Annotated in this window: 20 protein-coding genes and 1 tRNA gene; 8 read left to right on the top strand and 13 right to left on the bottom strand. The window is 34.0% G+C overall.

Features of this window, described 5'->3' with window-relative positions:
• Positions 1-53: 53 nt before the first annotated feature.
• Complete coding sequence (recF, locus tag NCC77_RS20975; RefSeq protein ID WP_250837327.1) at positions 54-1,133, bottom strand: DNA replication/repair protein RecF; 1,080 nt, start codon at positions 1,131-1,133, stop codon at positions 54-56.
• Positions 1,134-1,374: 241 nt separating this feature from the next.
• Here recF and NCC77_RS20970 point away from each other — a divergent pair, with 241 nt between their 5' ends.
• The 6 genes from NCC77_RS20970 to NCC77_RS20945 all read left to right on the top strand — a co-directional run bounded on the left by NCC77_RS20970 (position 1,375) and on the right by NCC77_RS20945 (position 7,635).
• Positions 1,375-2,157 (top strand): tetratricopeptide repeat protein, encoded by a 783-nt coding sequence (locus tag NCC77_RS20970; protein WP_250837326.1) that lies wholly within the window; start codon positions 1,375-1,377, stop codon positions 2,155-2,157.
• Positions 2,158-2,238: 81 nt separating this feature from the next.
• Positions 2,239-2,811 (top strand): 6,7-dimethyl-8-ribityllumazine synthase, encoded by a 573-nt coding sequence (ribH, locus tag NCC77_RS20965; protein WP_095929433.1) that lies wholly within the window; start codon positions 2,239-2,241, stop codon positions 2,809-2,811.
• Between the two features lie 167 nt (positions 2,812-2,978).
• Positions 2,979-4,919, top strand: coding sequence for a DNA mismatch repair endonuclease MutL (mutL, locus tag NCC77_RS20960; RefSeq protein ID WP_250837325.1), 1,941 nt, complete (start codon positions 2,979-2,981; stop codon positions 4,917-4,919).
• Entirely contained in the window at positions 4,916-5,665 is a 750-nt protein-coding gene (locus NCC77_RS20955) for a rhomboid family intramembrane serine protease (protein ID WP_250837324.1), read from the top strand. Before mutL ends, NCC77_RS20955 begins: the two co-directional genes overlap by 4 nt.
• A gap of 42 nt (positions 5,666-5,707) precedes the next feature.
• Positions 5,708-6,571, top strand: coding sequence for a rhomboid family protein (locus tag NCC77_RS20950; RefSeq protein WP_250837323.1), 864 nt, complete (start codon positions 5,708-5,710; stop codon positions 6,569-6,571).
• A 17-nt stretch (positions 6,572-6,588) separates the two neighbouring features.
• The gene (locus tag NCC77_RS20945; protein ID WP_250837322.1) at positions 6,589-7,635 is read left to right on the top strand and encodes an endonuclease/exonuclease/phosphatase family protein; all 1,047 of its coding nucleotides are present in this window, start codon (positions 6,589-6,591) and stop codon (positions 7,633-7,635) included.
• A 75-nt stretch (positions 7,636-7,710) separates the two neighbouring features.
• Here the strand turns inward: NCC77_RS20945 and NCC77_RS20940 are convergent, their stop codons facing one another.
• From NCC77_RS20940 to NCC77_RS20910, 7 genes are all read right to left on the bottom strand, one after another.
• Positions 7,711-8,325: a WbqC family protein gene (locus tag NCC77_RS20940; RefSeq protein WP_250837321.1), complete on the bottom strand. Its 615-nt coding sequence runs from the start codon at positions 8,323-8,325 to the stop codon at positions 7,711-7,713.
• 91 nt (positions 8,326-8,416) lie between these two features.
• On the bottom strand, positions 8,417-9,970 hold the full coding sequence (gene lepB, locus NCC77_RS20935) for a signal peptidase I (protein ID WP_250837320.1): 1,554 nt from the start codon (positions 9,968-9,970) through the stop codon (positions 8,417-8,419).
• Positions 9,971-10,026: 56 nt separating this feature from the next.
• The gene (gene dapB, locus NCC77_RS20930; RefSeq protein ID WP_250837319.1) at positions 10,027-10,728 is read right to left on the bottom strand and encodes a 4-hydroxy-tetrahydrodipicolinate reductase; all 702 of its coding nucleotides are present in this window, start codon (positions 10,726-10,728) and stop codon (positions 10,027-10,029) included.
• A 40-nt stretch (positions 10,729-10,768) separates the two neighbouring features.
• Entirely contained in the window at positions 10,769-11,329 is a 561-nt protein-coding gene (locus NCC77_RS20925) for a DUF5683 domain-containing protein (RefSeq protein WP_095929440.1), read from the bottom strand.
• Positions 11,329-12,231 (bottom strand): ParB/RepB/Spo0J family partition protein, encoded by a 903-nt coding sequence (locus NCC77_RS20920; RefSeq protein ID WP_095929441.1) that lies wholly within the window; start codon positions 12,229-12,231, stop codon positions 11,329-11,331. The genes NCC77_RS20925 and NCC77_RS20920 overlap by 1 nt, the downstream gene beginning before the upstream one ends.
• A 5-nt stretch (positions 12,232-12,236) precedes the next feature.
• Positions 12,237-13,004 carry a ParA family protein gene (locus tag NCC77_RS20915; protein WP_008464569.1) on the bottom strand — a complete coding sequence of 256 codons (768 nt, stop codon included), beginning with the start codon at positions 13,002-13,004 and terminating at the stop codon, positions 12,237-12,239.
• Positions 13,005-13,223: 219 nt separating this feature from the next.
• Positions 13,224-13,628, bottom strand: coding sequence for a septal ring lytic transglycosylase RlpA family protein (locus NCC77_RS20910; protein ID WP_250837318.1), 405 nt, complete (start codon positions 13,626-13,628; stop codon positions 13,224-13,226).
• Between the two features lie 228 nt (positions 13,629-13,856).
• On the opposite strand from NCC77_RS20910, the gene NCC77_RS20905 reads away from it, so the two are divergent.
• A complete protein-coding gene (locus tag NCC77_RS20905) occupies positions 13,857-16,028 on the top strand; it encodes a glycoside hydrolase family 55 protein (protein WP_250837317.1) in 2,172 nt (723 codons plus the stop codon).
• Positions 16,029-16,245: 217 nt separating this feature from the next.
• On the opposite strand, the gene NCC77_RS20900 is transcribed toward NCC77_RS20905, so the two are convergent.
• Positions 16,246-16,320, bottom strand: a tRNA-Pro gene (locus NCC77_RS20900).
• Positions 16,321-16,498: 178 nt separating this feature from the next.
• Between NCC77_RS20900 and trxB the strand changes: the two genes are divergently transcribed.
• Positions 16,499-17,446 carry a thioredoxin-disulfide reductase gene (gene trxB / locus NCC77_RS20895; protein ID WP_250837316.1) on the top strand — a complete coding sequence of 316 codons (948 nt, stop codon included), beginning with the start codon at positions 16,499-16,501 and terminating at the stop codon, positions 17,444-17,446.
• A 127-nt stretch (positions 17,447-17,573) separates the two neighbouring features.
• On the opposite strand, the gene NCC77_RS20890 is transcribed toward trxB, so the two are convergent.
• The 4 genes from NCC77_RS20890 to NCC77_RS20875 form a co-directional block, all read right to left on the bottom strand.
• Positions 17,574-18,434 carry a GIN domain-containing protein gene (locus NCC77_RS20890; protein ID WP_250837315.1) on the bottom strand — a complete coding sequence of 287 codons (861 nt, stop codon included), beginning with the start codon at positions 18,432-18,434 and terminating at the stop codon, positions 17,574-17,576.
• A gap of 83 nt (positions 18,435-18,517) precedes the next feature.
• On the bottom strand, positions 18,518-19,252 hold the full coding sequence (locus tag NCC77_RS20885; RefSeq protein WP_250837314.1) for a head GIN domain-containing protein: 735 nt from the start codon (positions 19,250-19,252) through the stop codon (positions 18,518-18,520).
• Between the two features lie 3 nt (positions 19,253-19,255).
• A complete protein-coding gene (locus NCC77_RS20880; RefSeq protein ID WP_250837313.1) occupies positions 19,256-21,019 on the bottom strand; it encodes a PspC domain-containing protein in 1,764 nt (587 codons plus the stop codon).
• Positions 21,020-21,022: 3 nt separating this feature from the next.
• Complete coding sequence (locus NCC77_RS20875) at positions 21,023-21,355, bottom strand: PadR family transcriptional regulator (protein ID WP_008464689.1); 333 nt, start codon at positions 21,353-21,355, stop codon at positions 21,023-21,025.
• Positions 21,356-21,392: the final 37 nt, after the last annotated feature.

Below are 21,392 nucleotides of genomic sequence, written 5' to 3'. Positions count from 1 at the left end.
CTATTTTGTGATTAATTCTGAAAACTGATACAAATTGTACCAAATTTCCCGAATTACAAATTGAATATCTTATAAGTCTGATGTGTCGATTTTACAATCGCTTCGGTTCTTTCTGGATGCGTATCCGAAATAAAAAGCTGTCCAAACGTTTCGCTGTTTACCATTTCTACAATTTTGGCTACACGCGTTTCGTCCAGTTTATCAAAAATATCATCAAACAAAAGAATAGGTTTTACACCGCTTTGTTTTTTCAAAAACTCGAATTGCGCCAATTTTAAAGCAATTAGAAAAGATTTCTGCTGACCTTGAGACCCGAATTTTTTTATTGGATGCAAATCAATTTCAAAAGACAAATCATCTTTATGGATTCCAACAGAGGTATAATGCAGCGCTCGATCTTTATTGGTGTTTTCCTGCAAAAGCGTTAAAAGGTCTTTTTCGAACAAATGACTTTCGTAAACCAATTGCACACTTTCTTCAGATCCCGTTATTGCCTGATGGTGTCTATTAAATATAGGTATAAACTGTTCTAGGAAATCTTTTCGTTTTTCAAAAATCGATTTTCCATAGCCTTGTAATTGTTCGTTATATATAGATAAGGTATCATTGTCAAAAACATGATTCAAAGCAAAATATTTTAAAAGTGCATTTCGCTGTGTGATTACCTTTTGATATTGTATTAATTCGTGCAGATAAGTAGCGTCTAATTGGGAAATCACACTGTCCATAAATTTACGGCGCGTTTCGCTTCCTTCAACGATCAAATCTCTATCTGCCGGCGAAATAATAACTAACGGAATAAAACCAATATGATCTGAGAATTTGTCGTAAGGTTTTCCATTTCGCTTTAGAACTTTTTTCTGTCCTTTTTTTAAACTGCAAACAATTTGCTCGGTTCTCTCATTTTTTTCGAGTTCGGCATCAATCACAAAAAACTCTTCGCCATGTTTGATGTTTTGAACAGCAAGCGGATTAAAATAACTTTTTCCGTATGCCAAATGATAAATAGCATCGAGCACATTAGTTTTTCCAATGCCATTTTTTCCAACAAAACAGTTTATTTTGATGTCAAAATCAAAACTTGCTTCAGAAAAGTTCTTGTAATTAAATAATGAGATTTTGTTTAAATGCATTTGTAAGGACTCCAAGTGTAATATTTACGGCTTTTGAGCAGTAAAAATTTGAGGCTGCAAATTACCGAAAATTATCGATATAATTGGCTTTAGCCCTTTCTTAGGCTTATTTATTTTACCGCTTTTGCGAAAGGGCAAGCGAATCATGAAAATATTTCTTTTAAAATAGTGATAAAATTGAAATTTTTTACCTCAGTTTCAATAAAAATTTTATTTTTGCCGTTCACTAAATAAATTTTAAATGGCAACTTACAATAAAAGAGGATATAAGACACCAAAAGAAAAGGAAGTAAAAGAAGTGGTTACTGAAGAGCAACAAGTAGTTATTGATGAAAAAGACAGCACAACAGCTGGAGTTTTCTCAAAATTAGACGAAACAGCTTCAAGAACTGAGGATTGGGTGGCTAAAAATCAAAAAATCATTATTGGTTTAGTTGCTGGTATTGCGGTTGCTACAATTGGATATTTAGCTTACCAAAAATTTATAGCAACTCCTAAACAAGAAGAGGCTGCAAGTGAAATGTTTGTTGCGCAACAAAACTTTGAAAAAGCTGTAAACGGTGTTTCTAGCGATTCATTATTCAAATTATCATTAAACGGTTCAGAAGGTAAATTCGGATTTATTAAAATCGCTGACGAATATTCTGGAACAGATGCTGGAAACTTAGCAAATTACTATGCTGGTATCGCTTACTTAAATACTGGTAAATTTGATGAGGCAATTAAATATTTAGGTGAATTCAAATCAGAAGATGTAGTTTTAAGTGCTTTAGCTAAAGGCGCTACAGGAGATGCTTATTCTCAAAAAAATCAGCAAAAAGAAGCTTTAGATTTTTATGTAAAAGCTGCTGAGTCTAACAAAAACGATTTTACAACACCTCGTTTCTTGTTAAAAGCTGGAAAAACTGCTTTAGCATTAGGGCAAAAAGAAGATGCTTTGAAATACTTTAATGATATTAAAGATAATTACGATAATACTCCAGAAGCAGCGTCTGTTGATGCTTTGATTGGATTAGCACAATAAAAATTTTAGACTTTAGATTTAAGATTGTAGATTTGTAATTACGAATCTAAATTCTAAAATCAAAAATCTAAAATATTACAGATGGCTACTGAAAATAAAAATCTATCAGAATACGATAAAAACACAATCCCAAACGCGAAAGACTTTCGGTTTGGGATTGTTGTTTCTGAATGGAATGATACTATAACAGAAGGACTTTATAATGGTGCTTTTGATGCTTTGGTGGATTGCGATGTTCCTGCCCAACAAATTATCCGTTGGAATGTTCCAGGAAGTTTTGAGCTAATCTACGGCGCTAAAAAAATGCTTCAGACACAAAATGTTGATGCAGTTATTGTAATTGGATGCGTAATTCAAGGAGAAACTAAACATTTTGATTTTGTTTGTGAAGGCGTTACACAAGGAATTAAAGATTTGAATGTTCAAACTGATGTTCCGGTTATTTTCTGTGTTTTAACAGATAATAATATGCAGCAATCTATTGATAGAAGTGGGGGAGTTCACGGAAACAAAGGAACTGAAGCGGCAATTGCGGCAATAAAAATGGCCTATATTCGTCAGCAGGCTTCAATAGCTCACGTTTATAATCAGCCATTGTTAGCTTCGGGAGCCATTCAAATTGAAGATTCTCCGAAAAAAATAGAAAACGAATAAGCACGTTTGTTTTAAAAAATATTAAAACCTATACTGTGTAATAACGGTATAGGTTTTTTTGTTTTTTTTATGATTATTCTTATTCTAAAAGCCAATCAAAATTCACTAAATTTGTACTTCTTGGTTTATAAAAAACCTAATCTAAACTTTAAAATTATTTTTGCTTAATGTCGAGTATTATTCAATTGCTTCCTGATCACGTTGCTAACCAAATTGCTGCTGGAGAAGTGGTTCAAAGACCAGCTTCAGTCGTAAAAGAATTGTTAGAAAATGCTGTTGACGCCAAAGCAACTGATATCAAATTAATTATAAAAGATGCTGGTAAATCGCTAGTTCAGGTAATTGATAATGGTGTTGGAATGACCGTTACAGATGCCCGTTTGTGTTTTGCCCGTCATGCTACTTCCAAAATCCGACAGGCAGAAGACTTATTTTCGCTTGGAACAAAAGGTTTCCGCGGAGAGGCTTTGGCTTCTATCGCGGCGATTGCGCACATGGAAATGAAAACCAAACAGGATCAGGACGAACTTGGAACGCATATTGTAATTGAGGGAAGTAAATTTGTTTCGCAAGAGGTGGCAGTTTTGCCAAAAGGAACTTCGTTTGCGGTTAAAAACTTGTTTTTTAATATTCCAGCTCGCCGTAATTTCTTAAAGTCCGATACGGTTGAATTTCGTCACGTGATGGATGAGTTCCAGCGTGTAGCATTGGCACATCCAAATATTCATTTTAGTTTTTATCATAACGGCAGTGAGATGTACAATCTTCCTGCAGCAGGATATCGCCAGCGAATTGTTGGTATCATGTCTGGAAAAACTAATGAAAAATTGGTTCCCGTAAACGAGGATACCGAAATTATAAACGTTCAAGGTTTTGTATGCAAACCTGAATTTGCTAAGAAAAATAGAGGAGAACAGTTCTTTTTTGTAAACGATCGATTTATAAAAAGCAGTTTCTTGCATCATGCTGTAATGTCTGCATACGATGGATTATTGAAAGATGGTTCGCAACCAAGTTATTTCTTGTATCTGCAAGTTCCTCCAAATACAATTGATATCAATATACATCCAACTAAAACAGAAATTAAGTTTGATGACGAGCAAGCATTGTATGCTATTTTAAGAGCGTCTATCAAACATAGTTTAGGGCAGTTTAATGTTGCTCCGGTTTTAGATTTTGATCGGGATGCTAATTTAGATACACCTTATCATTATAAAAATGTTGAGGCAGAAGTGCCTACGATTCAGGTAGATGGGACTTTTAATCCGTTTACTGACGATAAAACCAATCAGCATTATAGTAAAGCAGCTTCGGGATCATCAGGATATAGCTCGGGGTCTTCTTTTTCATCTTCGTCGGGATCATCTTCTTCTGGGTCATCGTATTCTGGTTATTCCAAAAGGGTAGAACCAACCACAAGCTGGGAAAGTTTATATGTTGGTTTAGATGTCGAAAATCCAGAAAGCATAGAAAGCTCGCCATTCACATTCGAAAATGAAGAAGTGACTTCTTCTTTATTTAATGATGAAGATGTAGAACAAGCAACGCAGAAAACGTATCAAATTCATAAAAAATATATCGTTTCGCCTATAAAATCAGGAATGATTATTGTGGATCAGCAGCGTGCACATCAGCGAATTTTGTACGAACAATTTTTGCTGAATATGACCGTTAATCAAGCTTCGAGCCAACAGTTGCTTTTTCCTTTAGATTTGTTTTATTCGGCATCTGAAATGGAATTAATTGAAGAATTAAAACCTTCTTTAGAAACTACCGGATTTGTTTTTGATGAAAGCAAAACCGATCATGTTGTAATTTCTGGAATCCCTGTAAATATTACAGAAAGTGAAGTCTCGCAGGTAATAGAGCAATTATTAAGTGATTTGCAAGATGGAATTCCAGCAAATAGTTACAGTCAGAACGATACAATTGCCAAGTCAATGGCCAAAAGTTTAGCGGTTAAAACGGGATCTTATTTAACCGAAAAAGAACAAGATAATTTGGTAAACGGATTGTTTGCTTGTAAAGATCCGAATATTTCACCTTTTCAAAAACCTACCTTCATTACCATGCGTGTTGAAGATATAGATAAAAAGTTTGCTTTATGATGAATATGACTCCAGTAGTTAAACAACTGCTTATTATTAATATTATATTTTTTATTGGCTCTCAATTAGTGCCAGTATCTTACGAGTATTTTGCGATGTTCTTTCCAGAAAATCCAAGTTTCCGTGTATGGCAGCCTATTACGCATATGTTTATGCATGGCGGAATTATGCATATTGCGTTTAATATGTTTGCATTGGTTTCTTTTGGATCTGCTTTAGAGCATTTTTGGGGAGGTAAAAAGTTTTTATTTTTTTACATTTCTTGTGGTTTAGGTTCGGCATTGCTTCATACAGCGGTAAATTATTACTTTTTTGAGGATACCATTAATATATTGACAGCAAACGGATTTCATAAAGCTGATATCTTAAATATTTTAAGTCAGGGAAAAATCGATACGAGATGGCAAAGCTTAGTAAGTTCAGCTCAATTTGACGGATTTACAAGCTCTTACATTGGAACTGTTGTTGGGGCATCTGGTGCTATTTACGGTTTGCTGACTGCTTTTGCTTTTATGTTTCCTAATGCAGAATTGGCACTTTTGTTTATTCCAGTTCCAATCAAAGCTAAATACTTTGTTCCTGGACTTTTATTAATGGATTTGTTTTTAGGTGTTAAAGGTACTTCTCTGTTTGGCGGTGGTGGTACAGGTATAGCGCATTTTGCTCACGTTGGAGGTGCAATTACTGGTTTTTTAATGATGTGGTACTGGAAAAAAAATCAGTTTAATAACAACCGTTGGAATTAATTTTTAACTTTAAAGTACAAATTCTAAAACAAAAGAGTTTCTATGAATATTTTAGACGATTTAAAATTACAATATAGATTAGGAGGTATTGCCATGCGTGTCATGTACTGGAATATAGCATGTTTTATTGTATCGCTTATTTTCTTCTATAACTATTCAAATGGTTTTTTTAATTTTCCGAGTTGGATTGCTTTGTCTTCAGATCCTCAGGTTTTTATGTTTAAACCTTGGACTTTTTTAACGTACGCTTTCTTTCATGATGGATTTTTGCATTTATTGTTTAATATGATGGTGCTTAATTTTGCCAGCTCTTTGTTTCTAACATATTTTACTCAAAAGCAATATTTAGGATTATATCTTTTAAGTGCTCTTTTTGCAGGAGTGGCTTTTGCACTGAGTTTTTATCTGTCTAATATTGGAGGTTCCATTGTTGGAGCATCTGCTGCCATCATGGCAATTTTGGTCGCTACAACAACTTATTCTCCGCTAATGAATGTTCGCTTGTTTCTATTTGGAAATGTAAAGCTTTGGCATATTACTGCTGTTATTATAATTTTAGATTTGATGCAGTTTCGTCTTGGAAACATGGGTGGGCATATTTCTCATCTAGCTGGTGCCTTCTTCGGTTTTCTTTATATTAAATTGCTACAAAACGGTACCGATTTAAGTACTATCGTTTCTAAAACTTTAGATTTCTTTGCGAATCTCTTTAAAAAATCACCTACGACCCCATTTACAAAAGTTCATAAAAATTACAGAAAACCTACAGAAAAAACCACATCGCGAATTGTTACGAAAGATAAAACGCAGCAACAGATTGATGAGATTTTAGACAAAATAAGCCAGTCAGGATACGACTGCTTGACAAAAGAAGAAAAAGAGTTTTTATTTAAAGCTGGAAAATAAACTTGTAGGAGATAAATATGAAAAACCTTTCTTGGTTTAATAAAATAATGTTCTTTTTGAACATAGTGCTGACTGTGCTTACATTTAGCGTCTATGTTTTGCCTTTTTTAGCACCTAAAAGTTTTCCGCTTTTATCGGTGCTTACTTTGTTTATGCCGGCCTTTTTTGTGGCCAACACATTGTTTTTTATCTATTGGGGAATTCAGTTTAAAAAACGTCTTATTTTGTCTGGTTTGGTTTTGCTAACAGGAATTACATTTATTAGTAAATTTTATAAGTTTTCTGGAAAAGAGTATGTGAAGGACGAAAAGGATTTTTCTGTGATGAGTTATAATGTACGTCTGTTTAATGTCTTTAAGTGGTTGGATCGTGATGATATTCCGTCCAATATTAAATCTTTTATCGACGAAAAAGATCCTGACATTTTGTGTATTCAAGAATATTCAAATTCTGCACATTTAGATTTAAAAGTATATCCGCACCGTTATATTTTTATTGATGGTAAAAAAATTAAAACGGGACAGGCTATTTTTTCTAAATTTCCTATTATAGACGAAGGAAAGATTGTTTTTCCTAAATCAGATAATAATGTTGTTTATGCTGATATTAAGCGCGGAAAAGATATTATTCGTGTCTATAATATGCACTTGCAATCCATTAAGATATCTCCAGATGTAAGCGAGATTTCTGATGATATTGATAATGTAAATCAGAAAAAATCACAGCGTATTTATGCTAGAATCAGTAAAGGATTTACACAGCAGCAAGAACAGGCTGAAATTTTTAAAGAGCATATTAAGAAATGCAATTATCCGATTATTATTTGTGGCGACATGAATAATAGTCCGTTTTCTTATGTTTATAGAAGTATTAAAGGCAAGCTAAAAGATGCCTTTGAAGAAGCCGGAGAAGGTTTTGGAGCTACCTATAAGTTTAAATATTATCCTGCAAGAATTGACTATATTTTTACAGACAGTAAAATGAAAGTAAAGCAATTTGAAAGTTTCTCTGATTTCGAAAACTCAGATCATTATCCCATAATGACAAGACTTTTGGTGGAATGATTTATTAGCAGAAAGTGAAAAGTTAAGGCAATATGAGAATTAATAATTCATAACTTATAACTCATAATTCATAGCTTATATGATTTTCTGTGTTTTTAGATAATCCATTGCAAACTTACCTTCATTAAAAAGTAAATCCAAAACACTTAAATTGTTGATGAAGCCATGTTTGTCGTCAAAAACCTGAGTGTATTTTTCGAAAGAATTTGCATCTTTTTTACCATTTGCCAAATATCTGAAATCGGTAAAATCATTTACTTCATGAAAATATTCTGTTGTTTTTCCAAATTCTAATTTCATTCTAAGACATTTCGTAACAATGTCTAAAACTTCGAAGTTTAAATCCATCAAAAAATGGTGTTTTTTCTCAAAAATAGGAGCAATATCGTCTTCAAAGTACTCGAAGAACGGAGAGCCTCTATATGCTGCTTCAAGCGATTTAAAATGCTGTTTCTGCCAATCAAATTCGTTTTCGATCAAAACCTCTTTTGTTTTCTGATGTGTCGCTTTAGAATGCTTAACAGGGATATTTAATAATTGAATTCCATTAGGACTATAGATGTAAGTTCTATTTCTATTAGTTTGTTTCTGAAAATTATCTTCCATTTCAAAAGTGATGCTGTCAGATTGCGCAATTACGGCAAAATGACTGATAGATGGAAAATAAGTTGGAAGTATTAAGGAATTCATTTCGTTTTGTTTCAAGTTTAAAAGTATCAGGTTTCAAGTTGACGTAAAAACGTGAAACTTGAAACCTGATACAAAAATAACTTTTTTTTAATTATGCTTTATTCTCTCTTCTTTTTTTCCAAATAAAATCTCCTACAAAATAGATAGCTAGAAGAATTAAGAAGTATTTGAAGTAAGATTGAGGCTGACCTTCACCATCTACAGTTGTAAATACTCGGCTCCAGCGAACTTTATTGATGCCTTTTCCGTTAGTATCCCAGCTCATCCAAATGAAAACTGGTTTTCCTACGATATGATCTTCAGGAACGTAACCCCAATAACGGCTGTCTTCTGAGTTGTGACGGTTGTCTCCCATCATCCAGTAATAGTTTTGTTTGAAGGTGTATGTTGTTGCAGGTTTTCCGTTAATTATGAATTTTGAACCTTGCAGTTCTAATGTATTTCCTTCATAATTGGTGATAATCTCTTTGTAGAAAGGAAGAGACTCATTTGTTAAGGCAACTGTTTTTCCCGCTTCAGGAATGTAAATAGGTCCCATGTTGTCTTGGTTCCATTTGTTGATGTGAGGGAAAATGTCGTTGTTGTCTCCTGTGTCAACTTTTCTAATTACAGCAGTAACTCCTGGAGTGTGTTTAAATCTTTCTGCTCCAGCTTCTGTTAATGCACCTAGATAAAGAGTGTCTCTTTTTTCAGTTCTAAAACCTGCTGGATCTGTAATATCTAATTCTTTGAAAATAGTTTCAAAGTCAATAGATGTTTTTCCGTCTAATGCTACAGCGTATGAGTACTGAGGTTTTGCTCTTTCAGGCAAAACTAGTTTTTTTCCGTTAATAAAAACATAACCGTCTTTTATTGATAAGCTGTCTCCAGGAATACCAACACATCTTTTTACATAGTTTGATTTTTTATCAATTGGCTTGATAACACCCGGTCTTCCTTTTGGTTCGAAGAAATAGTGAACTGTATCGACCGGCCAGTTGAAGACGACAATGTCGCATCGGTTTATTTTCTGAATAGCTGGCAACCTAAAATAAGGTAATTGTGGCCAGCTTAAATATGATTTACTTTTTGTTAAAGGAATAGAGTCGTGAACCATTGGTAATGCAACAGTTGTCATTGGAACTCTAGGGCCATAGTTTAATTTGCTTACAAATAAGAAATCGCCAATCAATAAAGATTTTTCTAAAGATGATGTTGGAATTGTGTAAGGCTGTACAACATAAGTATGGACTAAAGTTGCGACTATAATGGCGAACAATAAAGAGCTAACAGTATCTGCCGCTTTATTTTCAGGAGTTAATTTGCGGTCTTTATGGTACTCTAATTTTTGAGTATAATTAACAACATAGATGTAAAAACCGAATGTAAAAAGTCCTAAAATAGTGTCTAGAGTTGATTTTTTGCCAAAGGTTCTTAGCGTTTCCACCCAAATAACTGGAAACATAATCAAGTTGATGATTGGGATGAAAAGTAGTAATGTCCACCATGTTGGGCGTCCGATAATCTTCATTAAAACGATAGAATTGTATACCGGAATTGCTGCTTCCCAGCTTTTTCTTCCTGCTGCCTGATACAATTTCCATGTTCCAAGAAAATGAATAATTTGAACGGCTAAGAAAAATACGAACCAAGAGTAAAGTGTCATAATATTGTATTTTAAGTTTCAAATTCAAGTTTTTAATAATCCTGAATTTTGGTCAATTATTGTAAGTTTAGTACATCTTTCATAGAGAAAATTCCCTGTTTTCCTGCTAGCCATTCTGCAGCAACGACAGCGCCAAGGGCAAAACCTTCGCGGTTATGAGCAGTATGTTTAATTTCGATGCTGTCAATTGCAGAATCGTAATTTACAGTGTGTGTTCCAGGTACTTCTCCAATTCTTTTTGCTTCAATATGAATTTCATTCTTTTTTGCTTCATCCATAGTCCAATTTGCATAGTCGCTGTTTTGGATAACGCCTTGAGCTAAAGAAATAGCTGTTCCGCTTGGAGCATCAAGTTTGTGGATATGGTGAATTTCTTCCATCGAAACTTTATAAGAATCGAATTGCTTCATGATTTTAGCTAAATATTCATTTAGTCCGAAGAAAATATTTACTCCCAAGCTGAAGTTCGAACTTGAAATAAAACCTCCTTTTTTCTCATTACAAAGTGCAATCATTTCGTCATAATGTTCTAACCAGCCAGTAGTTCCTGATACCACAGGGACATTAGCGTTAAAAGATGCAGAAATGTTGCTCACTGCTGCTGATGGAACGCTGAAATCGATGGCAACATCGGCTGTTGAAAGCCCGTCATAGGTGTTAAATTCATCTTTCCTTAAAACTATTTCATGACCTCTTTCTAAAGCAATTCTTTCGATTACTTTACCCATTTTTCCGTATCCTAAAAGCGCAATTTTCATTATGATTTGTTTTTTGATTTTTTAAATAGAATTCAATCTATTAAAACTTATAATTAAAAGTTAGACCCACGTTTGGTTTGAATGTTACATCGGCAGGATAAATTTCTGGACGCATTGAAAGTCTTTCGTTTACATTAAATTGTATCAACGCAGCGTCAACATTGGCATCGATTATGTTTAAAACATAGAATCCGACAACGAATAAAGCAGATAAATCTCTATTTCTTTGGTAGAATTTTTGTCCAGCAATAAGTCGGCTATCATCCAGATATTTGTAATTGTCATCGTTATAACCTTCTAATCTTCGTTTGTAGGCGTCACGATAATCATGGTATTTTTTATTGTTGTCTATGTAGAAATACAAACTTGTTCCGATTGCTCCGTAAACCAATGGAATTTTCCAGTATTTTTTGTTGTATGCTTGACCTAAACCAGGTAGAACTGCAGAGTAAAAAGCTGCTTTTGCTGGTGTAAGCGGATCTATTTCTTCTAATGATGTGGTGTCTTTTACGACCAAAACCGTGTCTTCTTTTACCTGGGCAAAAAGAGAAACGGTTCCTGTTAGAAAGAACAATAGACCAATGGGGACAATTTTATTCACTATCCGTTTATTAATTTCATAATTCTGTTAAAGTCAGCTTCAGAATTAAATGGAATTGTAATTTTTCCTTTTCCGTTACCAGCGACTTTTATATCAACTTTTGAACCAAAATAATCGTTGAAAGAATTTTTTTGAGTTTCTCTCACTACGAATGCAGCATCTGCTTTTGGCTTTCCATCTGCTTTTGGCTGTAAACCTTCGTGGTAATTTTTAACTAAAGCTTCTGTTTCGCGAACAGATAGATTTTGGCTAACGATTTTTTGGTAAATATCGGTTTGAACGTCTAAATCTTCAATATTGATAATTGCTCTACCGTGTCCCATACTGATAAAACCATCACGAATACCAGTCTGGATAATCGGATCTAATTTTAAAAGACGCAAATAATTGGCAATTGTCGAACGTTTTTTACCCACTCTTTCACTCATTTGTTCTTGAGTTAATTGAATTTCGTCGATTAAACGTTGGTATGATAAAGCAATCTCAATTGGATCTAAATCATGACGTTGGATGTTTTCAACCAAAGCCATAACCAGTGATTCGTTGTCATTTGCAATACGAATATAAGCAGGAACATGAGTTAAGCCTACTAATTTAGACGCACGAAGACGACGCTCTCCAGAGATTAACTGGTATTTATTAAAATCTAATTTACGAACAGTAATAGGTTGAATTACACCAAGTTCTTTAATAGAAGTGGCTAACTCGCGTAATGATTCTTCATTAAAATTGCTTCTAGGCTGAAACGGATTTATCTCAATCGCACTTATTTCAAGCTCAATGATGTTTCCAACAACTTTGTCAGCATTTTTGTCTTCTACTGATTTGATGTCGTTTTCCGGATCTTTTAATAAGGCAGATAATCCTCTTCCTAAGGCTTGTTTTTTAATTACTTTTGTCATAAAAACTATTTACTGTTTTTCTTTATAATTTCCTGTGCTAAATGAATATAGTTTACGGCACCTTTGCTTGTCGCATCATAATTAATGATACTTTCTCCAAAACTTGGAGCCTCACTTAGTTTTACATTTCGCTGAATTACAGTGTCAAAAACCATATCGTTAAAGTGTTTTTGAACTTCTTCTACAACCTGATTTGATAAACGTAATCTTGAATCGTACATTGTTAGTAATAAACCTTCAATGTCAAGATCTGGGTTGTGGATTTTTTGAATACTCTTAATAGTGTTCAATAATTTTCCTAATCCTTCAAGTGCAAAATATTCACATTGAATAGGAATAACTACAGAATCTGCTGCTGTTAAAGCATTCAAGGTTAACAAACCTAAAGAAGGTGCACAGTCGATAATGATATAATCATATTCTTCTTTTGCTTCTTCCAATGCTTTTTTAAGCATGTATTCGCGGTTTTCTTTGTCAACCAATTCAATTTCGATAGCAACAAGGTCAATGTGAGCAGGGATCACGTCAACGTTTGGAGCTGTACATTTTAAAACGGCTTCTTTTGGTGTTACAGTATGTTCAAGTATTTGGTAAGTTCCGGTTTCAACTGTTTCTACGTCAATTCCAAGACCAGATGTAGCATTGGCCTGTGGATCAGCGTCGATTAATAATACTTTTTTCTCTAAAACACCTAATGAGGCAGCAAGATTTACTGATGTAGTAGTCTTTCCAACGCCTCCTTTTTGATTAGCAATAGCAATGATTTTGCCCATTTATTTTCTGAATTTTGAACCGTAAAAATACAATTATTTATGGTTTCTGAAAATCTATTTTGTTAACATTTGTGAAAGTCTGCCTAATCGGGGTTTCATGGGTGTTTGACACAAAATAATTTTAGTTATAAATAAAATTATTAATAAGTTTTTAGGATAATTTAGTGCTATTCTTGCCTCAAAAAGACAAGAATCTAATTTTGGTGTGAGAAAATCTTTTTATTTTAAAATCTCGATAGTGACATAAACTAAGCCACTTTTTTTATTAGATGCAATATCCATAAAAGCTCTTTTGCTGAGATCAATTTCTCTTCCGTTAACAAAAGGTCCTCGATCCGTAATTTCTACGATTGTGAATTTATTGTTTGCCTCGTTTGTTATTTTTAGTATTGTGCCAAAAGGGAATTTTTTATGTGCAGCAGTAAGTTCGTTATTATTGAATCTTTTTCCACTTGCTGTTTTTCTTCCATTAAATTTATCATGATAATAAGAAGCGTGGGCATTTTTCTTATATAAGACACTTTCTTTTGTTAATGAACATGAATCTATTGAAATGATGTTTTTTTCTTGCGCGATTATAGCAGTAGAAAAAACTAAAGCAATAAATAATAGAATCTTTTTCATTTTGTTTTCTTTTTTTATTTGGGGGTAAAAAAAAGCTATTAAAGAAAAAGAGATGTCTTGGATAAGGCATATTTGTGTTATGAAAAGACAAAATTTGCAGGTTTTGTAGTGTTTTTGATAAGAAAATTGAGTTCAAAAACGGACTCGAAGGTTGAAGATTATTGCTATTTTGGGCTTTCTTAAAATTACAATTATTACAATCTATCAAACCACAAAATGAGCATTCTTATGAGTAGAAAAGCAATTTCATTATTTACAGCATTTGCATTTATACTGCTTTTGTGCAGTTTTACTTCATCGTTTACGGATAACGAAAAAACAGAAGGAAATAAAAAAATTGAACGCAAAATTGTCTACAGTAAAAAGAAACATAGTATTACATTATCATGGTCGACTTTTGGTACTTCTGGAAATTATATAATTAGTAGAGGGGGCAGCCGTTTGGCATCTGATTTTGTTTCGGTAGGATCCACTTCTAAATTGACATTTACCGATAAAAAGCCTAACGCAGCTAAATATGAGAATTACTATAAAGTTACTCGAAATGATGTTACTATTATAATTTCACTCGAAAATCAGATTTTTGGAGATAATATGTATTTCTATGATAGAAAACATGAAAAAGCTGAAACAGCCCGAAATGAAATTAACACACAGTTTAGCACTATCGGTTTAGGAGGTGCCAATGGAGAGTGGACAACAAAACGGCAGGCTTATTATTTTAAACCAAATGTGAATGGACAAACCTACGATGTTGGCGGATCGGGTTCTGCATCGTCTGCAATATCTAATGCCATAGAATTAGGTTTTTATTCTCATATTGGAGGTTTGGGAAAAGTGCCTTCAGATGTTAAATTGGGAGCAATATTTACAAGACCTCATCTTTCTGGTGGAGCAAATGCGACTTGTACATTTTGGCGTTCTGTTGAAAATGTAGCAATAATGCGTGATTTTTCATGGACAGTTTCTCAGTCAACTAGTGCCAGAAGATTGCTGATTGAAAATACTTCAAAGTATATTTCGGATATTGGAGATACTAACTTCTGGGGCAGCGGCGGTTTTATTGCAGATACTCATTATACATCTGCAAGACCGAACTGGGGTGGACAGCAACAATGGTATACTAGAAATACTGTTTTTCCTTCCGGTTCTGAGGCTATGGGAGGATCGTATAATATGGTTTGGCAGGGATGTGTAAATCCTCCGCAGGCAGATGATGCCAATTCTTCAATTCCGACAACTCCTATTATACGAGAAAAACCTTTTCTTTTTATTGATAATGACGGAGAATATAAAATTTTTGTGCCAGCGTGGCAAAAGGATAGAGTAGGAGTTTCTTGGTCTGCCATAGATATAGGAAAAGGAGAAATTCAAGATTTGAATGCAAATTGGTATGTTGCTAAAGAAGGAGACACAGATGCAGAGATAAATGCAGCATTGAAAGCAGGTAAAAATATATTTTTTACTCCTGGACATTATGCTTTGAATGCTCCGATTCAGGTAAATAGAAAAGACGCCATACTTTTGGGGGCTGGTATTGCTTCTGTGACGCTAGAGCCAACAGAAAAAAATACTTGGGGATGTATTTATGCTGATGATAAAGACGGAATTATTATTGCTGGACTTTTAATGGATTCATCGAATAGTACGACTTATCAAGTTAGAATTGGTAATGAAGGAGCAAATGCAGACCATAGTGCAGATCCTATTTTGCTTAGCGATATTACTTGCCGAGTGGGCGGGGTTCAGTCAAAAAATATTCAGATTCAGGCTTCTATGCAGATAAATAGTAACAATGTTGTAGGAGATCATTTCTGGTTGTGGCGCGCAGATCATGGCTCGCAAAAAGGCGGCGATGCACGTTGGACAAGAGACAGGTGTAAAAACGGACTTATTGTAGCGGGTAATGATGTGGCGCTTTATGCCTTGTTTGTAGAGCATTATCAGGAATATGAAGTATTATGGTTAGGAGAACGTGGTCGAACTTTCTTCTTTCAAAACGAACCACCATACGATGCGCCAAATCAAGCAAGTTGGAGTAGTCAGGGAGGTAGAGTTGATGGTTACGCTGCATTTAAAGTAGCAAATTCGGTAAAAGAACATCACACTATCGGAATGGGATCTTATGCGGTTTTTACAGGAACTGATGGAAATGTGAATAAGAAAAATGGTTTTGAAGCGCCTAATAATCCAAATGTGAAATTGGAGAAAATGTGTATTACTCGTTTTGCAGGTTCAGGAAATATTCAGAATGTTATTAATGGTACTGGCGGAAGCACAGCAACTGGTGTAAAACGTGTCGCATCATATAATAATGGAGAAGGGGTACAGCCTTTTGATGAAGAATTTATTTTGCCTAATAAGGAATCTTATCCTTCTTATATAAGTATGGAAAAATAAACTTAGATATTGATATTTTTTGAAGAAAAACCTCTAGAAATCGATTGATTTTTAGAGATTTATTTTAATATAGCCCGCGGTTTCAACCGCGGGGAACGTATTGTAATCACGATGCGTATCCCGTGGTTGAAACCACGGGTTATGTTTTTAAAAGGATATTTTGAGAATGTCGAATTAAAGAAAAACAAAAAAGCCGAACATTTCTGTTCGGCTTTTGTCGGGGTGGCAGGATTCGAACCTGCGGCCTCCTGCTCCCAAAGCAGGCGCGATAACCGGGCTACGCTACACCCCGAAGATGTAATTTTGTTGTAGTGCCCGAAAGCGGATGCAAAGATATAAATAAATTTGATTTGTAAAAGAAAAAAAAATGAAAATAAATAAAACTTATTTCCACATAGCTATTTCAGATTTATTTTAGACGTTATTTTTTATAATAAAGTTTACATTTGCAACTCAAAAATACTATTACTATGTCAAATACAATCGAAAAAATTAAATGCCTTATTATAGGTTCTGGTCCTGCAGGTTATACTGCGGCTATTTATGCGGCTAGAGCTAACATGAATCCAGTATTATATCAAGGAATGCAGCCTGGCGGTCAATTGACTACTACTAATGAGGTTGAAAACTTTCCTGGTTATGTTGATGGAGTAACAGGACCTGAAATGATGATTCAGTTACAAGATCAAGCAAAACGTTTTGGTGCAGACATTCGTGACGGATGGGCAACAAAAGTTGATTTTTCTGGAGATATTCATAAAGTTTGGATTAACGATACTATCGAATTGCACTGTGAAACTGTAATTATTTCTACAGGTGCTTCGGCTAAATATTTAGGATTGCCATCAGAACAGCACTATTTAAATATGGGTGGTGGAGTTTCTGCTTGTGCAGTTTGCGACGGATTCTTCTACAGAAACCAAGATGTTGTTATTGTTGGAGCAGGAGATTCTGCTTGCGAAGAAGCACATTACTTATCTAAACTTTGTAAAAAAGTAACTATGTTGGTTAGAAGCGAAAAATTTAGAGCGTCTAAAATCATGGAAGAGCGTGTTCGTAAAACTGAAAATATCGAGATTTTAATGAATCATGATACAGTTGAAGTTTTAGGAGACAACAATGTTGTTCATGCTATTAAAGCTTTAAACAAAACAACTGGAGAAACAATCGAAATTCCTGCAACTGGTTTCTTCGTAGCAATTGGACATAAACCAAATACAGATATTTTCAAAGATTACATTACACTTGATGAAACAGGTTATATCGTAAATACTCCTGGAACATCTAGAACAAATGTAGATGGTGTTTTCGTAGCTGGTGATGCTGCAGATAATGTATACCGTCAGGCAATTACGGCTGCGGGTACAGGATGTATGGCGGCTTTGGATGCTGAAAGATATTTGGCTTCAAAGGAGTAAGTTAAAAAAGTTTCAAGTTTCAGGTTTCAAGTTGTTGGAACTTTGAAATCTTTTGTAATAAAAAAATCCCAGTCTAAAACTTTAGACTGGGATTTTTCTTTTTCGTTATATTTTAAACTTTAAAAGTTTACAATGTCGTTGATTTTGCTTTTGTTGCGCCTGGCTTTTTAATCAGTTTTGCTTCTTCGCTAAAGCGCGTAAGGTCTATTTTTGGATCGCCATATAATGAGATTTCAGACTTGTCTCCAGCTGCTATTGCAATAGTAGTATCTGCTAAAATAGTAGCAACGGCAGAACCTTCAGTAGTAACATTTGCATCTTTCAAAGTAAATTTTGTTCCTGTAAAAACAGAATTATTGTCTAATCTAATAGTTGCTTTTTCGGCAATACCTTCAATTGCGGCAGTTGCTCTTTGATACAAATCACATTTGAATTTTACAGCAGAAACCAATGTTTTAACCACGGCATTTTTGCTCAATTGTAAATTTCCGTCTTCGGCTTTTAAGTTTAACTCTGTTTTAGATTTATCATCGGCAATTAGAGTAAATCTCTTTGCATTTACATTCAGATACAATTTAGAATAATCAACGCAATTCATCGTAATATCATCTAGTTGCAATTCCTGAATGGCATATACTATAGCTTCATTTTTAGTGATTACTTTATTTAATGATTTAGTATAAGTAACCTTAACAGATAATTTCTTGAATATAGAAGATTCTTTATTAGTATATAATCGAAGCGTTTTTTCTCTTAAATCCATTCCAATGATATCGTGAAGATTGTCATCGGCTTCAATTTTAATTTCGTTTTTTTCTCCTTGTTCCAAATAAACTTCAATATTATCATCGACTTCAAGGGCATCAAAACTTCCAACTTCTTTTACTGAGGTTGTCACAATTTTAGAACCTTTAATTTTTTCTCTTTTTTGAGCGAAAGTCAGTGTCGTAACAAATACTAATAGGAGCAGGGCTGTACTTTTTTTCATTAATTCTAGATTTGATTTTGACAAATATAAAAAAATCATCCACTTTTGATGAATGATTTCGTTTATATTTAACAGTTGCTTTTTTAGCTTTTATTTACACTTCCTCCAGATGTTGCCGATTTTTCAATAGTTTTTGGAGTGCCGCTATAATTAATATTTCCTCCACTAGAAGCATCTGCTTTTAAGCTTAAGATTGGTTTTACAGAAACTGTTCCTCCGCTAGAAGCATCTGCCTGAACCTCATTAGCCATTAACTTTTCGGCATCAATACTTCCTCCGCTTGAAACAGAAGTAGTAAGGCTTAATGCTTTACCTTCAATATCTACAGAACTTCCGCTTCCAGCATCTATTGCAATTCTATCCGATTCGATTTTAACATCCATCGAAGCTGCGCTTGAAGCTTCTAAAGTAATGTCTTCGCCCTGAACAAGTCCTTCAGTTTCAACACTTGAAGCACTTGAAGCTTCAATTTTATGAACAACAGGCATTTTTACCGTTACTGTTTTTGATGTAATGTTGCGGAAAGAGCTGTATTTGCATTCTATAATAAGTGTTCCGTTTTCTACTTTAGTAACAATTTCTTTTTGAAGATTGTCATCGGCTTCAACGGTAATTTCTGTAGCATCAGACTGTACAATAACCAAATCGATAGCATTGCTTACAGAGATGTTTTTAAACTCTCCTTGAACGGTTCTTTTTTCTGTTGTAACATTACCGCTTCCTTCAATTGCATTCATGTTAAAATTACATGAAGCAAACAATAAAGCAGTTATAGTTATGATTATAAATTTCGTAATATGAATGATTATTTTTATCATGGTTTAGTTAATTTTGATTATTACTCCGTTTTTATCAGTGGTTAGTCTTCCTTTAGTTTTCTTTCCGTTAATAACTTCTTTTCCGTTAATTTTAACCGAAACTTCTCTTACCGTATCATTGGCTTCAATTTGAGCATCATTAATGGCATTATTAACTTCTTCGTTTATATTCTCGTAGTCATTTTCATCATTGTCATTATCTTCATCAGCAGGACAGTTTAAACATTTTACTTTAGACCCGATAACTTTGTAATTGTAATCTCCGTTGTAATTTAATTCAAAGAAATTGTCATCTGAGTTATAGTAATCTCTTATAGAAGAATCTGGTTTAACTAATTGCCCTTCTGGTAAGTAAAGATAAATGTCGACTTCTTGGCCTCTAAATTTGTTTTTTACATCTGTCAGAAAATAGTTATCCAAAATTAAATGATTTCCGTTAACTTGAAACTTATAATCGATTTTTTCTGCTCTTTTTTTAGCATTTGTAAAAGAGTTTCCTCTTGCACTTTTTTCAATCTGCATAAACGGAGCTGATTCGTCTGTGTGTAATACGTGTATACGTACATCATTAGAATAAATCAGTTCTTTATTTGCAGAATCTTGTACAAACTCAAATTCTCTATAGTGGTTTAAGCTTTTTGTGTAATAATCATTGTACTTGAACTTAATATATAAAGTATCAGTAGGTTTGATTGCCAGAACTTTTTTCTCTACTACTTTATTATCGTATGAAATTTCAGTTGCCTGTTTGATTCCGATACTAGTAAGAATTGCGATAGAAATAATCCAAAGAGCTAAAAGCGTATATTTTGTGATGTTTCCGATTGATTTTAAATTTGGAGATAACAGTTTAAATCCTAAAAGAGTCAAGAAGAAAAACGGAATTCCAACTGCAAAGAACATTAACAATCCGAATGACCAAAGCGGGTATTCTGTAAAGTTTCCAGCTTCAATAAAATTCTGCCAAGGGAAATCGATGAAAATGTTGGTTCCTAAAGTAAAAACTCCAATCAATAACATGATTAAGGTAGAAATCCCTGAGATAATTAGAATTACGCCTAAAAATTTAGCAAAGATTTTAAAAACCGTCATGACAAAGTCTCCAAATGAACTACTTATTCTCCCAGCTCCCGACTTTACCTGGTTTCCCATTTTATCATAATCCGCATTTTTGAATTTCTCAGAAAGCGAATCAATTTCTTCTCTAACTTTTTTTTCGATGTTAGAAATGGTTACTGGTTCTCCTGTCATTTCCAATTTTTCGGAAGTTGTAACAGCTTCAGGAGTTACAATCCACAGAACGAAGTAAGCTAAAATTCCTGTTCCAAAACCTGCAAAAACAAAGATTAAGAATATGATTTTAATCCAAACTGCATCAATTCCGAAATAATGTCCTAAACCTGTAGCCACACCTCCAATCATACCATTTTCTTTGTCACGGTATAATTTTTTGTGTTTTCTTGCACTGTAGTTATTGAAAGATTGATTTGCATTTTCTTCGTCTTCAATTCTATAATCTTCTGGTTGGCCCATTACCGCAATCACTTCGTCAACATCTTTCAGTCCAACAACATGTTTTTCGCTTTTTTGTTTTTCTGTCAACAATTCAGAAACACGCATTTCGATATCTTTAATAATTTCGTCTTGTCCAGATGAGTTGTTAAGTGATCGTTTTATAGCGTCAAAGTAGCGTGTCAATTTTAAGTATGCATCTTCATCGATGTGAAAAAACATCCCGCCTAAGTTAATATTTACTGTTTTGTTCATGACTTATTGATTTTGATTGGTGATTAGATTTACGGCGTCAGATAATTCTGTCCAGGTGCCGCTAAGTTCGTTTAAAAAAGTTTGTCCTATCTCGGTTAGCCCATAATATTTTCGTGGTGGCCCAGAGGTCGATTCTTCCCAGCGATAATTAAGTAAACCGTCATTTTTTAATCTAGTTAACAACGGGTAAACGGTTCCTTCTACAACTAGTAATTTTGCGTTTTTTAAAGTGTCTAATATTTCAGATGTATATGCGTCTTTTTCTTTTAGAACTGATAAGATGCAAAACTCAAGAACACCTTTGCGCATCTGTGCTTTTGTGTTTTCAATGTTCATAATTTCATTTTGTTTTTTTTTGATTGAACAATTCGTT

The sequence above is a fragment of the Flavobacterium tyrosinilyticum genome, assembly GCF_023656565.1.
Taxonomy (GTDB): Bacteria; Bacteroidota; Bacteroidia; order Flavobacteriales; family Flavobacteriaceae; genus Flavobacterium; species Flavobacterium tyrosinilyticum.
Note: the sequence above shows the minus strand (reverse complement) of the source record. Positions and strands in the feature narration are given on the sequence as shown.